This window comes from Leptothoe sp. LEGE 181152 (genome assembly GCF_032906605.1).
In the GTDB taxonomy this organism is placed as follows: Bacteria; Cyanobacteriota; Cyanobacteriia; order Phormidesmidales; family Phormidesmidaceae; genus Leptothoe; species Leptothoe turfae.
This window is the reverse complement of sequence record NZ_JASATU010000062.1, coordinates 38,240-51,635: the sequence shown is the minus strand read 5'-3', so window position 1 is coordinate 51,635 and position 13,396 is coordinate 38,240. Positions and strand designations below refer to the sequence as shown.

Here is a 13,396-nt window from a genome sequence, read left to right as displayed (position 1 = left end):
TGCTAGGGCCCGTTTACTAGAGCCCCAGCCTGGTGCTTCCCAAACGATTACACCTAACTACCATCTACCCAGTGTTCCCAATGGATTTTTCACCTACGTCATCTGACGCGTCACCTGACGCGTCACCTGATACTGTTCAAGAGAGCCCTCGCAGCCAGTACGATCTCTTTGTTTCCTACTCCAGACGCAACAAGGTCTTTGTACAACAACTGGTGGAGCGGCTCCGCTCCGTCGGTTACAAGCTATGGGTAGATTGGGAAGAGATTCCCCTACTGTCTCAATGGCGAGAAGAAATTCGTCAGGGGATTGTTGCAGCAGACAATTTTTTGTACATCATGAGCCCTGATTCTGTGGCATCAGCAGAATGCACTAATGAAGTGGACTGTGCCATTGCCCACAACAAACGTTTAGTGCCGATTCTCTACCAAACGGTTGAGCCTCAGACAGTGAATCATAAGATCGCAGACGTCAACTGGGTCTTTTTTCCAGATCCTGACAAAGAACCCGACCAATTCGAGTCCGCTTTTACCGACCTGTGCGATTCTCTCAGCAAAGATCTCGATGCTGTCCGTGTCCACACCCGCCTGCTCACTAAGACCGATGAATGGTTGCATCACCAACAGGATACCAGTCTGTTGCTGAGGGGCAAAAACCTAGCGTTCTTCGAGCAGTGGGCGCTGTCCCCAGCTCAGCAAAGCTCTTCTCTGACGGAGCAGCAGCGGAACTATTTGCTTGCCAGTCGTCAAGCAGAAACTCAGCAACAAAAGCAAACCCTGCGGCAGCAACGTCTGGCCTTGATGGTAATTTCCAGCCTACTGCTGCTGGTTGGTCTTTTCGCCACTGTCGGGGAGATGAGGCGACGCACCGCTGTCACCCGAGAAATTGCGGCCCTCACCACCGCCTCTGCCGCCACCCTGGCTCAAGGCTATCCCCTGGATGGCCTAAATCAGGCCATCCAGGCGGGCCATCGGCAGCAGCAGGCCCACTGGCTGAAGCAGCCAGATCTGTTGGCGTCGGTGCGGACCGCTATGGTAACGGCACTCTATCAAACCCAGGAATATAACCGCCTCGAAGGTCATAACGACTGGATATACGGTCTTGCAATACATCCTACCGATGGCACGATCGTCTCCGCTAGCCGGGATGGAGATATCAAATATTGGGAACCATCGGGGCAGCTGCGCCAGACCCTGACCGACGCCCATGGTGGTGAAGCGATCAACTACGTGCGCTATAGCCCTGACGGGCAAATGATGGCCTCCGTCGGGGAAGACAGCCTGGTGCGCTTGTGGACCGCCGAGGGAGACCCCCTACACACCCTGAAAGGACACCAAGATTTTGTGCTTGGCCTGGCCTTTAGCCCCGACGGCAACGCCCTGGCATCGGCCAGTGACGACGGTACCGTCCGACTATGGAATTTGACTAATCAAACCAGCATAGAACTGACGGGGCACAAGGATATTGTAAATAAAATGGCCTTTAGCCCCGACGGGCAACTGCTGGCCTCTGCCAGTGATGATGGCACCGTGGGGCTGTGGCAGTCCGACGGTAAGTTTTTAAAGTTCTTAGCAGGTCATGGGAGCTGGGTGATGGATGTGGCCTTTAGCCCCGATGGCACAACCCTGGCTAGTGCTGGCGACGATGGCACTGTCCATCTGTGGCAGCAAGATGGGACTCTGATCACAAAATTCCTAGCCCACGACGACAGAATCAACGCCGTAGCCTTTAGCCCTGACGGCAGGTGGATTGCCACCGCCAGCCGCGATCGCACCATCAAGCTATGGCATAGCCAGGATCAGACCCTGGTAAGAACTCTACGGCAGCACCGGGGAGCGATCCAGACCTTTGCCTTCACCCCCGACAGTAGCAGCTTGCTGTCCGCCGGTCGCGATAGCGTTGTGCGTTTCTGGGCCTTGGATTTACCGCTGACCCAGCACTACTTGGGCCATCAAGACGATGTCTACAGCGTATCCCTTGGTCCAGGTGCGGGGGAGTGGGTGTCCACTAGCGCCGATGGCAGCCTCCGGATCTGGAACCAGGCGGGAAAGAATCAGGCGTTGCAAGGAGAGATCGACACTGTCTATCACGCTAGCGTCAGCCCCAACGGTCAATATATTGTCAGCGGCGGCAGCGACGATGACACAAACACTGGCCTAGTGGAGCTGTGGGACTCTGAAGGTCGACCCCTCCGCAGCCTGGGCCGCTATGGTCAATGGGTTGTTAGTGTGGCCTTTGGCGCTGAGAACCAGACCATTGCCGCCGCCACAGATGATGGAACAGTTTATCTGCTGGGGCTAGATGGCACGGTAAAACATACTCTGGCCTATGGAAACCCAGTCTTTAATGTGGGTTTCAGTCCCGACGGCCAGCATATGACCGTCGCCGGAGAAGGCGGCCTCCAGATCTGGAATACGCAGACCTACGAGAAGGTTGAACAAATTGACTACCCCGCCAGCGTATACCAGTTTGACTATAGCCCTGCCGGAGATTTGCTGGCCTTTGCCGCCAGTGACAACAAGGTGGGTCTTTGGACAGTGGGTTCAGGGGATCTACAAACCCTGGCGGGCCATGCAGGAGAAGTCTACGGAGTGGAGTTTAGTCCCGACGGCCAGCTCCTGGCCTCCGCCAGTGCTGACAAAACCATTCGCCTCTGGCAGCGATCCGGAGATGCGATCGCATCCTGGTCAGGCCACCAAGACGCTGTCCTTGATGTGAAGTTTTTCCAGGACGGCCTCTCCTTGATCTCAGCCAGCTATGACGATGCCCTAATCAGCTGGGACCTCAGCGTTCTAGATCTCAATCGGGCCATGGCAGTTGGCTGTGACTGGCTCCAGGACTATCTCACCAATCATCCCGAGAGTGAAATTGCCCAGCAGGGCATCTGTAGCGACGGGTAGCCTGGTGGTGAGTGGTCGCGATTCATTATTTCGTATAAGGCAGCTTGATCATGGATAACTGCCACAAAATCGCGACCCCTGCCGCTCAACCCTGCTGGAATCCCTCTTGGAAATACAAGAAATGGGGTACACACCTCTACAGAAGATCTGCACCCCAATCTCCATAAATTTAGGAGTAAGCTAAGCTGTAAACCGCCAGACAACAGGTTCCCAACCATAGGCATTCCCCTGGGTTCTCACGTGCCCCAACCCTGGAAAGGGCATATGGGGCACCAACAACAGTTGACGCTCAGCTGTCGTCGTTTCAAGTAGCTCACGACGGGCCATCACGCCCTGTGCAGGATCATCATCAAAGACAACTTCCCAGTCCGGGTTTTCCAGGTTGAGAGGATCGCTAAAGAACACATCTCCTGTGGAGAGCAGACTATCTTCACCAGAGGTAATGAGGAATGACGCTTGTCCTGGGGTGTGCCCGGCAGAATCAATCGCCTGGATATGGGGAATGACCTCATCGCCCATGGCAAATAGGGTGGTGCGATCGCGAATTGCCGTCAGGTTCCCCTTAGCCGCAGCAATGAGTCCGGTGCGTGTTTCTTCGTCCAATAGCGACTTAGGCATCTCCACGGTGTCCGCCATCCAAAACTCAGATTCTGCCTGGGAGATGTAGAACCAGGCATTGGGCAAACGTAACTGACCATCGGTGTCTAAAATACCGCCAATGTGGTCCGGGTGAGCGTGGGTCAAAATAACAGTGTCAATATCTGTGGCAGCAATGCCTGCCGCTTCTAGATTTTCCAACAGATGACCAGCGGTAGGCCCAAAGGCATTGCCTGCACCCGTATCAATCAGCACTTTATGGTCGTCAGTTTCAATGTACAGGGCATTGACGTGGGCAAACACATCTTCTGTTGAGAGAAAATGTTCTGTCAGCACCGCTGTTACGGCACTGGGGTCGGCATTGGGGACAAAGAAACTGGCGGGAAAGGAGAGGGTACCATCACTTACCACCATGGCGTTAAGGTCACCCACTTTGAAGTGATAGACGGCGGCATTGGTCGGGCCGGTTTCAAGTGTCGTCTCAACCGGATCAGTTTGTGCGATCGCGTCGTGCCCCAAGATCACCAGGCCAAGGGTTATCCCTGTCGCTAGCACCAGTAACTGCCAGCGACGAAACCTGCGAGAAAGATAGTGTGTTAGTCCTCTTAATAGAGCACCATACCAGTGTTGTTCTCTCATATTTGCTCCTATTTATTGGGTTCCAGAGGCGAGTTTATTTTGGCGGCAAATTCAGCCATTTTCTAAACTCATTGGGCGCGATTTTCAAGTTTCCTGGCTATTTTAATCCACCTAAGACTATCGCGCTTTGCAGCACCAATAGAGGAATCCTCAGAGAACTGTTTGATATCTGACGTAATTGATACCTGATGTATTAATGACTTGCCATCCTATGGTTTCGGCAACGAAGCGATCTCCAATCATTAAGAACGTTTGCACCAATGATGTTTCCAGTCCCTTAGAACAACAATGCAGACAAAGGAAGTCTCTGTTCTCGCAAGCTAGCGGACCAGAGTAAGTACCCATTAAAGGCAGCGTAATAGCCAAAAGCGACGTAATAGCCAAAAGCGACGTAATAGCCAAAAGCGACGTAATAGCTAAAAGTGACGTAATAGCAACTTTCGAACCCTAAAGTTGAACTCTTAGAGATAGTCATCTAAAACATATCTCTAGGAGTTCACTCACCTGGCAAAATTGGCTTAACACAGTCTCAAACCGTATCGCTATGGAACGAATAGATATCGAATCAAGACGCTCGTACATCCATGATTTTTTCATACTCCAGATTAATTATGCAGTTTTTCGTATTTTTTTTGACCTATAGAATAATAGCTATGTATAACGCCTGATTCAGCGTGTAATCGCAAATATACGGAAGCCCAAGAATTAGGTGTGTTTAGAGCTATGAATTGACTTGATCTAGTAGATGCAACACACCACTACGCCAATTCAATAAAGGTCTAAATTTCGGAAATAGTAAAGTAATAAGCTAAAACTCCACCCTATTAACTAAAAAAGCTATCACCATAGGGTTCCCAAATCCTAAAGTCAAATGCTACGATAGTGTACGGTAAGTTTTCGGCAGAGAAATCAGTTTTGTTGCAGTCTCAATTTCAGTAACAGGAATATCTCCGTTTAACTCGCTACATGTTTTTCAATTAAGGGGATTTCCTTATGTCTATTTATGTGGGCAATTTGTCCTATGATGTCACTCGTGAAGATATCGAAGACGTTTTCAATGAATACGGTCGTGTAAACCGAGTCAGTTTACCCATGGATCGTGAATCGGGTCGTCCTCGCGGCTTTGCGTTTGTAGAAATGGCGGCTAAAGAAGATGAAGCCAAAGCCATCGAAGCACTAGATGGTGCTGAGTGGATGGGTCGTGTGATGAGAGTCAACGAAGCCAAGCCTCGTACTGCATCTGCAGGTAGTGGTGGTGGTGGTGGCTATCGTCGCAACTCTTTCTAGACTTTTAACTGCTAACTAAATCGAGATTTTGTTAGTGTTATTCGCGGGTGGTTCTAGGAATCACTCGCTTTTTATTGGCTCACTTTAGACCACAGGGGTGTCGGCCTAAGGCCACATAATGGTCCAATTCGCTCAATATCGTCTCATTCAACTGATTAGACTTTGCAGCCAGGGCCATGGCTCACATTGCTTTTACCTTGGTCGCAGATAAACTACAGTTACGTCAACTGTCAGGGGCAACGGTAGAAAAATGGTCTACACCCTTCACTCCCACCTCAAGTCTCCCATTTTATGCAAGTCTAATTTAAATTAGATTCAAGAATGTGCTTCGTGTTCAACTGCAAACCAATAGCCCCAGTGCCTAGTCGTAAAATATCTTCGTACTGCTCCAACGATGCGGGATAGGCATTCTGTTGACAGTTCTGCCAGTTATCCGCAGCACTACTCAAACGCTTATTTTGTTCATCCAGGGTAGCAATATAGCAATAAGCCACCCCCTGACCTGGATACGTGCCTTCATTCACGACCATTTTCTCAATATTGATTGATGCTTGAAAGTGCTGATGAGCTTCTGTAAGTAATGCCTGCTGTTCTACGTCAGAAACATCCTCAGATTTCCCTCGTTTCATAAGGGTAATGCCTAAGTTTCGATGCATTGATGCCTTTAGAAACAGCTTCCTGTCATCTAGCTCGTCCATATCCTCCAACTGATTTAACCCGATACGAAACAGAACTTCTGCATCCAATAAACCACTAAGTTCTCCAAACTCAGTAGATTGCTCGTTTTCAGCGGCAGCTAAACTCAAAGTACCCATACCATTAAGGGCAACCAGATCTCCTTTCAGCAAACCATCCTGATATTCGGCTTGGGCTTCCTGAAATTTCTCTAAATTCTGATACACTTCTGCCAGGTGATTATGGGGCTCTGTAGCATCTGGATTAAATGCGATCGCCTCTTTATAGTACTCAACCGCCACATAGAGATTACCAGCATGTTGAGCCCTGAGCCCCTGATGATAGTAGTAATTAGAAAACTGAGGCAGAGAGTTATACACCCCATAGGACGCCAACAATAACAAAATAGAAACTACCAGCGTTGCTTCCGAGTGAAAATAGGTGGGAATATTAAATTTTTTGAGAGTGTTTTTGACTAACCTGCGACCACGGTGGGTTAAGGTACCACTGGCAATTACCACCAGCCCTGTCGCTTGGGACAACGTACTCAAGGCCTGGATCAAATCAAACCCACCGACAACCGAAAATGCCTGTGCTGTAATGGTTAAGAATGACGCTGAAATCACCAAACAACTGGCACTCAAAAAATTCCACAGCCAGTCAAAGCGATCTAATTTATGACGTCTTTCTTCGGACACATAGGGCTCTAACCACCACCACCAAGCAGTTTCATCAGGTTGTCGACTACGACGACAGTCAGCCAGTTTGCCATCTTTAAGCAAAGCTGGAGCTAGAAGCTGGAGCTGATTATCCAAATCACTGAGACGAGCTAGCGTATTTGCCTGCTGAATAATAGAGCTAGTTGCCTGGAGCTTACTCTCAAGGGCATCTCGGATCAACAGTAATCGCAAAACTTGCTGCTTAGTTATAGTGTCAGAGTTTTTCGCCAATCGCGCTAGCTCCTGAGCATAGGCTTGCAATGCCATTTGCACAGGAGGAGTATGGCTGGGTAATGATTTGGGTAATATCTGGGCCATGCCTAGATTCCGTCTACAGGATCGGAATAATTGATGTTCCTACAGATATACAGTTCCCTTAAAGTGGGAGCAGCACAATAAAACAGGTACATCCTGGCATAGACTCAATCATCAGGCTACCTTCATGGCGATTTTCAACAATCCTACGGACCACATCTAATCCTAGACCAGAGCCTTTGCCCATGGGTTTGGTGGTGAAAAATGGTTCCGTTAATCGGTTTTTAATCTCTTCTGGAATCCCCGGACCATTATCCTCTACTTCTACTCTAAGGCAGTTATTTTTCTCACAGGTTCGAATCGTTATCTTTGGCGGTGCTCCTGAGTCGCTCTCACAGAGAGCATCAATGGCATTGTCGATCAGGTTAGTCCATACCTGGTTGAGCTCACTACCAAAGGCCGTAATCTCGGGAAGCGTCTGATCATATTTGCGCTCCACTGTAATGCCGTGTTTCAGTTTAAAGGCAAACAACCGTAGGGTATCTTCAATGCCGTCATGGACATTAATCTGTTGCTGGGCCGCTCGATCCATGTAGGAATAGGACTTCATCGATTGAACCAGGGTAGAAATCCGTTCGGCACCGTCTAAACCGTTCTGAATCATCCCCATGACGTCAAAGGATAAGGCTAGCCAGCGTAGTCCCATATCCCGCAGTTCAGTTGGGTCATCGCGCCAACGCGCCATTAAGTCTTCTAGCTTAGCAGGGTCAACATGACCAGCTGCTAAGGGTTCTACCAGCTTCCACGCATCTTCTACGCCATAATCGTCTAGCCAGTCCGTTAAGGCATCTTCTCGATCAGCCTGGGCTAAGGGGTCATTATCGGGATGGGCAATGGCAGCAAACCCGCGATCTCGAATGGCTTCCCATTCCTCAGTATGGTCATCCTCAACTTGCTGTTGACCATATACCAGGTTCATCCGCTGCAACTCCAACATGGCAGGTTGCAGATCTTTAAGTGCTCGCACAAGAGCGGCGGCTGGGTTATTGAGTTCATGGGCTAACCCAGCTGACAGGGTGCCCAATGCAGCCATTTTTTCGCGGCCCTGGATAAATGATTCTAAGCCCCGTAATCGTTTGCCAACGGTGCGAAAGATATCGCGTTCAAATTCTCGGCAACTGTGGATAACGTCTAAAAAGTCGGCACACTGTAGACGATAGAGGTCAACATCTGTGTCTGCTGTCAGGGTTACCGGCACCAGATCTTCTGTGAGTACTTGAATCTCTCCAAAAAAGGATGGGCTCACATGGCGACCAAGGGGCATATCGACACCATTACTTTTACGGCTGATGGTAGTCTGACCACTTAGCTGAATAAAGAATCCTCGGGGGCGATCGCCTTCTTTAACCAGGACTTCACCGGCAGAGAGATGGATGTGTTCGGCGCGATCGCAAATCCAATCCAACCGCTCCCGAGGCAATGTTTGAAACGGTTTCATCTGCAACAGAGAATCAACACAGAGCATCGTTATTCTCCCTCACCAGTTAACGCCACATAGCTACCCAGCGCAATCAGCCCTGTTCCCGTCGCATAGCGCTGTCCTCTCCTCAGCCTCGGACTGGACTTCAACCACTGACCAATGGGGCCGGCTAGGACAATAACAAGAAAATCAACACTGGTATTGAGGGCAACAGATGTGGAACCCAGCAACAGAAATTGAGCAAACACAACACCGTCTGGATTAATAAACTGAGGAATAAACGCCAAAAAGAAGAGCGCTGTCTTAGGATTCAGAACTTCGACAGTCACCCCTTGAAAAAATGCCCGTTTATACCCTGTGCTACGAACATTTGCCATCCCTATGTGGTGATCTCGGCTCAGAATCGTCTTGACGCCAAGATAAATCAGGTATGCTGCGCCCAGGTATTTCACCAAATTAAACGCAAACGCTGACGCTGCCAGCACAATCGAAATCCCTAGGGCCGCTGCTACCACATGAAACATTCCCCCCACTGAGGTGCCGATTGCTGAAGCAATCCCCTCAATGCGACCACCCCTGAGACTGCGGGTCATCACATACAAAATACCGGGACCAGGAGTAATCGCCAGCACAATGGCAGCACTGAGAAACAATGAAAAGGTAGCAAAATCAGGCATGGGAAACACTTAGTGATGGGGCCAATAGACTATCTAACGTTAATTTGTATTCTTTTAACTCTTTCGATAAAAAAATGACTTTCAAGTTCCTGCGGCTATTTTAGCGGGTTTAACACTGATCTAAGGCGCTTACGCTTAAATAATCCCCCATCACTCATCCACCCATCTACAGCCCCAACCTGGGTCTTTATTTTTGTGCAGTCCCCTAAGCCTTCACATCACCAAGCGTGGCTAACCAGTTATCGGTTTGGAACTGAGATTGCAGATGTACCACTTTCAAATGTTTATACTCGGGTTGCTTCAACAACTGAGGATATTGTTTACGGCGTTTAAAATAGGTTTGCAACATCCATAACAAAATGGACTCCCGGCTAAAAAAAGACTGCCGAATCGTTTCGCGGTTACCGTTCCACAATTCTTCTTGCTGAAATGCCCGTCGTACGGTGCGTCGCCACAATCGTCGCCACACAAAGCCAAATGGATAATCTAACAATACAACCGTATCGGCTCGTCCCCATACAATATCGCGCACCTGGCCATAATTGCCATCAATAATCCAGCAATTGCCCATCAGTGCATCTGATACCCGTTGGCGAAATATATCGTCTGGTGGTTCTCCCCAGTTTGGCTCCCAATACAAGGCATCTAGCTCTAAATGAGGAATTTGTAATCTCTGCGACACCTCACGCGCCAATGTTGTTTTGCCTGAGCCGGACGTACCCACCACTACAATTCGCTGACCAGAAAAACCTGTTTGCATAGCGCCTACACCCTAACCAATGTTGCACAGGATTTACTTCTACAACAGAATTCAGTTAATTTACGCCAAATATAATCAATTCAGACACATTTTCCGCATTTCATCAGAGAGAAAGGATAACAACCTAGTTTCTCTAAACAATGATTAGAGAATTGGATAGTCGTAATAGGCTTGGAAAATACTGATGAAAGTATGTTGCCATCATCGGATTAGCACGGTACAAGTTTCGGTCTTATTCATCTTCTGATTCTGACTCTGGTTCGGGAATTAACTGAATGAGTCCAGTTTGAAAAGCATTGTCATAGGTAATGATTGGCAATTGCTCAAGTTCCGCTTGAGCCATAAGCATACGGTCGAAAGGATCACGATGGGCAATCGGCAAATTTCCAGCTCTAAGAGCATGGGTAGCCGTAATCGCTAATTCGATCAACCTTGCTTTGTGCAAAATCTGCGGATAATTCTCAACCAGCTCTTTGGCCTCAGGAAGTTTACCAATGCGATATTTGGTAGCAATTTCCCAAGCAGATGCACTGCTTACCAAAATGCGATGCTCCGGATTTCGAATAATATCCCGACAGTCAGCATTCAGCTTGGGATCATCAAAAAGCCACCACAATAGGATATGTGTATCGAGAAGATAGCTCATTCCCATCTTTGAAGCTCCTCTTCGGGTAGAGGCTCGAAGAAGGTATCATCCAGCTGACCGGTTAATAGCCCAGGTGTACGAGGCTGAGGATGTTCTTTTGCTAACCCTAATCGAAAGTAATGAATCAAGTCGTAAAGTTCGACCAACTTTTCCTCAGGAATAACTTGCAGTTCGTGGATGATTTTTTGGATCAATATCATCAGGCTTACTCCTCTAAGGTCTAGTAAGGTGACTTGACTTGGGCTTTGCCTATCATGACGCATCATCTTAGCAATCGCCAATAGCTTTGATACCAAATGATGCTTCGTTTAGTGACTTAGTAACGGCAATTTTCTTTTATCTGGGCTTTCTTGCATCCTGATGAGGTGTTTCAGTCCTATGGGCGTTGTTTGCTTGAGAAACCAGAGACTCAGGCTTGCGCTCCAGATTTGGTACTGCATAAGGGTGACAATATTCCTAAATGGCAATCGGGTGAACCCAGGCGGATTAGCACAACTCGTTATCGGCTGCCAGACTTGGTCGGTGAAATTGGAGACACCACTCTTAGTCTAGATTTGGATGAACAGAAACAACTCTATGCCAGTTGAAGCATTCCTGAGTACTGGGTAATTGATGTAAAAGGAATGCGGCTCTTTGCGTTTGGGTTAACTGAATCGGGTAGCTATCAGTCAATTGAGGTTTCGCAAATACTCCCAGGCATGAAACTCTCACTCGTAGAACAAACGCTAGAACGCTTAGAAACAGAAACAAATACAGCTACCGCCAATTGGCTACGACAACAATTACAGAACCAATCAGCCTAAAAACATTGTAATTTATACGTTAAGAAAAGCTGAATTTACTTTTCATTGATTTCTTTCGAAATTCTTCGAAGCTTCCAACTTTTCAAGTTCTCATATATAGATAAAGGATTAATAGAAAGCTTTCTTCCAAAGAATGCCTGAAGGAAAAAGCCGGTGAAGAAATAGACAATCACAGGAACTATAAAAGTATATTTTTCAAAGTCATTCCATCCTTTAAGAGCAAGTAAGGCCAATAAAACACAGCATGGCAGAACTGCAACAAAAAAAGCAACTGTCATCCAAAACCTTGCAAAACCCTCTGCAAGAGAGAGTTCCATTAACTTATTAGATTGCTGTAATTTATCAAACTTAATCTGTAAAGACGCATTACGAAGCTTATAGTCTTGAATATTACCAGACTCTTTTCTCGAAGCAACCATCTTATCTGCCGTATAACTAGAGCTGGCAACAGGTACATATCTATATGTTTTCTCACAGTGGAGAGCATGTATCATGTCTTGTTCTGAATAAGTTGGAGGCAATACAAGCTGAAAAGTATTGATATCCCGTTCATTTTCAACACATAATATAGTGTAGATATCAACAATAAACTCTTTCTTTACAGTAGTGATATCAAAAACAGACTTAATAGAAACATTTCTATTGTTTTCAATATGTTTTCGAAGAAAATTCCCTAGGTCCTCATAACTAACTATTTTAAACTTAAAGTCAATAGATGGAATAGCTTTAGCTATATCCCTGTATATCATTTGCGCAGGCTTTTCTAGTGTAATGGCAATTGACTCCCACTCATCTCTAGAACCAGTTTTCTTACGCAAATAATTTGACTTCGACATCAATGAGAGTTGAAGCTCAATTCTTTTCTTCAGTTCCTCCAGATAAACTTCAGCATACCGTCTCTTACCCACATCACTATCAATTTTCAGAAGTACAACTTCTTGGATAGGCTTCCTAGCAAACCAATGAGAAATAACATTAATATATGGATCAGGATAAGCAGAATCAGCAAATATCAATAAAGAAATAGTGCTTTTAGGTTGTCTAACTAAAACATTTTCTTCAGAAGTGTCTAATTGATTGATGGGCATCATTGCATATCTTTTAGAAAGGTCTAAGGTCTCCATAGACTCATAGATAGTATTACCAAGCCCAAAGCTCATTGATAGTCCTGTCTCTTCTTTAAAGATCGCAGGAATAGAAGGCAGTATTTCTTTTTCTATATAATCAGCTTCATATGCTAATAGAACATCATCCCCTCCTGCCAGAATAATTTTTATATCTTCACAAGCATCTATCTCTTTCTCTATTTTAGATATAGCACTTTTAATATTATTCGAAAGCATTTCTGCTTCACCTATCTTATTTGAAAGTAAGAGATTCCTAATGGAATTTCCTACTTTGTCACCATCGAAAAAAGCATACTTCATTAGCTCAATATCAAATTCTGTAATACTACACCGACTTTATGTCATCTAAATATCTCAAAAGGTTACACTATAAAGCAGTTTTGCAGTTTCTAGATTTTTTGACGATGAGTCCAGCTGTGATTTTTTCCCACTGAAGCTTTTGTCAGTACATTGACCTTACGCTCCAAAAGCGTTTCCAAATCTTGCTTCATACTTCCCCCATCTGGCTTCTGGTGCAAATGTCACCATGACATCGATATTGCTATATCCTAGTTGAAAATCATCTCGAAACACTGAGCCAAACAGATATTAAACCGGCAATCAAATAGAAGTAGGAGACTTTAGCCTAAAGCTTCTATTTCATAAGGCCTGCACGAAAAACCATGCCTGTTTGATTGCCGGTTTAATAAATTCCCTGAACTTTCCAGCGATCGCACCATTGAACAACTGCTTTCTTTAGTGAAACAATTGCTAAAGAATTGGCTAACGGTTGAAAAACTAATAGTGGAACATCCTGCATGTAAGTGATACCAAATCCAAATTCATTCAGTCCGA

Annotated in this window: 10 protein-coding genes and 1 pseudogene; 3 read left to right on the top strand and 8 right to left on the bottom strand. The window is 46.5% G+C overall.

Features of this window, described 5'->3' with window-relative positions; all coding sequences use genetic code 11:
• Nucleotides 1-80: 80 nt before the first annotated feature.
• The gene (locus QGP82_RS27790; protein WP_499061638.1) at nucleotides 81-2,897 is read left to right on the top strand and encodes a WD40 domain-containing protein; all 2,817 of its coding nucleotides are present in this window, start codon (nucleotides 81-83) and stop codon (nucleotides 2,895-2,897) included.
• Nucleotides 2,898-3,077: 180 nt separating this feature from the next.
• On the opposite strand, the gene QGP82_RS27785 is transcribed toward QGP82_RS27790, so the two are convergent.
• A complete protein-coding gene (locus QGP82_RS27785; protein WP_163701086.1) occupies nucleotides 3,078-4,133 on the bottom strand; it encodes an MBL fold metallo-hydrolase in 1,056 nt (351 codons plus the stop codon).
• 993 nt (nucleotides 4,134-5,126) lie between these two features.
• On the opposite strand from QGP82_RS27785, the gene rbp reads away from it, so the two are divergent.
• Nucleotides 5,127-5,420: an RNA-binding regulator gene (gene rbp / locus QGP82_RS27780; protein ID WP_163664623.1), complete on the top strand. Its 294-nt coding sequence runs from the start codon at nucleotides 5,127-5,129 to the stop codon at nucleotides 5,418-5,420.
• Between the two features lie 299 nt (nucleotides 5,421-5,719).
• Here the strand turns inward: rbp and QGP82_RS27775 are convergent, their stop codons facing one another.
• From QGP82_RS27775 to QGP82_RS27750, 6 genes are all read right to left on the bottom strand, one after another.
• On the bottom strand, nucleotides 5,720-7,132 hold the full coding sequence (locus tag QGP82_RS27775) for a tetratricopeptide repeat protein (RefSeq protein ID WP_163664621.1): 1,413 nt from the start codon (nucleotides 7,130-7,132) through the stop codon (nucleotides 5,720-5,722).
• A gap of 58 nt (nucleotides 7,133-7,190) precedes the next feature.
• Nucleotides 7,191-8,594 carry a sensor histidine kinase gene (locus tag QGP82_RS27770; RefSeq protein WP_163664619.1) on the bottom strand — a complete coding sequence of 468 codons (1,404 nt, stop codon included), beginning with the start codon at nucleotides 8,592-8,594 and terminating at the stop codon, nucleotides 7,191-7,193.
• Nucleotides 8,595-8,596: 2 nt separating this feature from the next.
• Entirely contained in the window at nucleotides 8,597-9,226 is a 630-nt protein-coding gene (locus QGP82_RS27765; RefSeq protein ID WP_499061637.1) for a LysE family translocator, read from the bottom strand.
• Between the two features lie 205 nt (nucleotides 9,227-9,431).
• Nucleotides 9,432-9,986, bottom strand: a complete 555-nt coding sequence (locus tag QGP82_RS27760; RefSeq protein WP_499061636.1) for an AAA family ATPase — start codon at nucleotides 9,984-9,986, stop codon at nucleotides 9,432-9,434.
• Nucleotides 9,987-10,218: 232 nt separating this feature from the next.
• Entirely contained in the window at nucleotides 10,219-10,638 is a 420-nt protein-coding gene (locus tag QGP82_RS27755) for a type II toxin-antitoxin system VapC family toxin (RefSeq protein WP_499061635.1), read from the bottom strand.
• Nucleotides 10,629-10,829: a hypothetical protein gene (locus QGP82_RS27750; RefSeq protein ID WP_163671665.1), complete on the bottom strand. Its 201-nt coding sequence runs from the start codon at nucleotides 10,827-10,829 to the stop codon at nucleotides 10,629-10,631. Before QGP82_RS27750 ends, QGP82_RS27755 begins: the two co-directional genes overlap by 10 nt.
• A gap of 95 nt (nucleotides 10,830-10,924) precedes the next feature.
• On the opposite strand from QGP82_RS27750, the pseudogene QGP82_RS27745 reads away from it, so the two are divergent.
• Nucleotides 10,925-11,435 (top strand): annotated as a pseudogene (locus tag QGP82_RS27745) (Uma2 family endonuclease); the annotation flags it as partial.
• Between the two features lie 35 nt (nucleotides 11,436-11,470).
• Here QGP82_RS27745 and QGP82_RS27740 read toward each other — a convergent pair.
• Complete coding sequence (locus QGP82_RS27740) at nucleotides 11,471-12,862, bottom strand: mCpol domain-containing protein (RefSeq protein WP_163669421.1); 1,392 nt, start codon at nucleotides 12,860-12,862, stop codon at nucleotides 11,471-11,473.
• Nucleotides 12,863-13,396: the final 534 nt, after the last annotated feature.

Excerpts from the sequence above, each read along its gene's own strand:
- QGP82_RS27785 (WP_163701086.1), bottom strand. The coding sequence starts at position 4,133 with ATGAGAGAACAACACTGGTATGGTGCTCTATTAAGAGGACTAACACAC.
- QGP82_RS27770 (WP_163664619.1), bottom strand. The coding sequence starts at position 8,594 with ATGCTCTGTGTTGATTCTCTGTTGCAGATGAAACCGTTTCAAACATTG.
- QGP82_RS27755 (WP_499061635.1), bottom strand. The coding sequence starts at position 10,638 with ATGGGAATGAGCTATCTTCTCGATACACATATCCTATTGTGGTGGCTT.
- QGP82_RS27775 (WP_163664621.1), bottom strand. The coding sequence starts at position 7,132 with ATGGCCCAGATATTACCCAAATCATTACCCAGCCATACTCCTCCTGTG.
- QGP82_RS27760 (WP_499061636.1), bottom strand. The coding sequence starts at position 9,986 with ATGCAAACAGGTTTTTCTGGTCAGCGAATTGTAGTGGTGGGTACGTCC.
- QGP82_RS27740 (WP_163669421.1), bottom strand. The coding sequence starts at position 12,862 with ATGAAGTATGCTTTTTTCGATGGTGACAAAGTAGGAAATTCCATTAGG.
- QGP82_RS27765 (WP_499061637.1), bottom strand. The coding sequence starts at position 9,226 with ATGCCTGATTTTGCTACCTTTTCATTGTTTCTCAGTGCTGCCATTGTG.
- QGP82_RS27790 (WP_499061638.1), top strand. The coding sequence starts at position 81 with ATGGATTTTTCACCTACGTCATCTGACGCGTCACCTGACGCGTCACCT.
- rbp (WP_163664623.1), top strand. The coding sequence starts at position 5,127 with ATGTCTATTTATGTGGGCAATTTGTCCTATGATGTCACTCGTGAAGAT.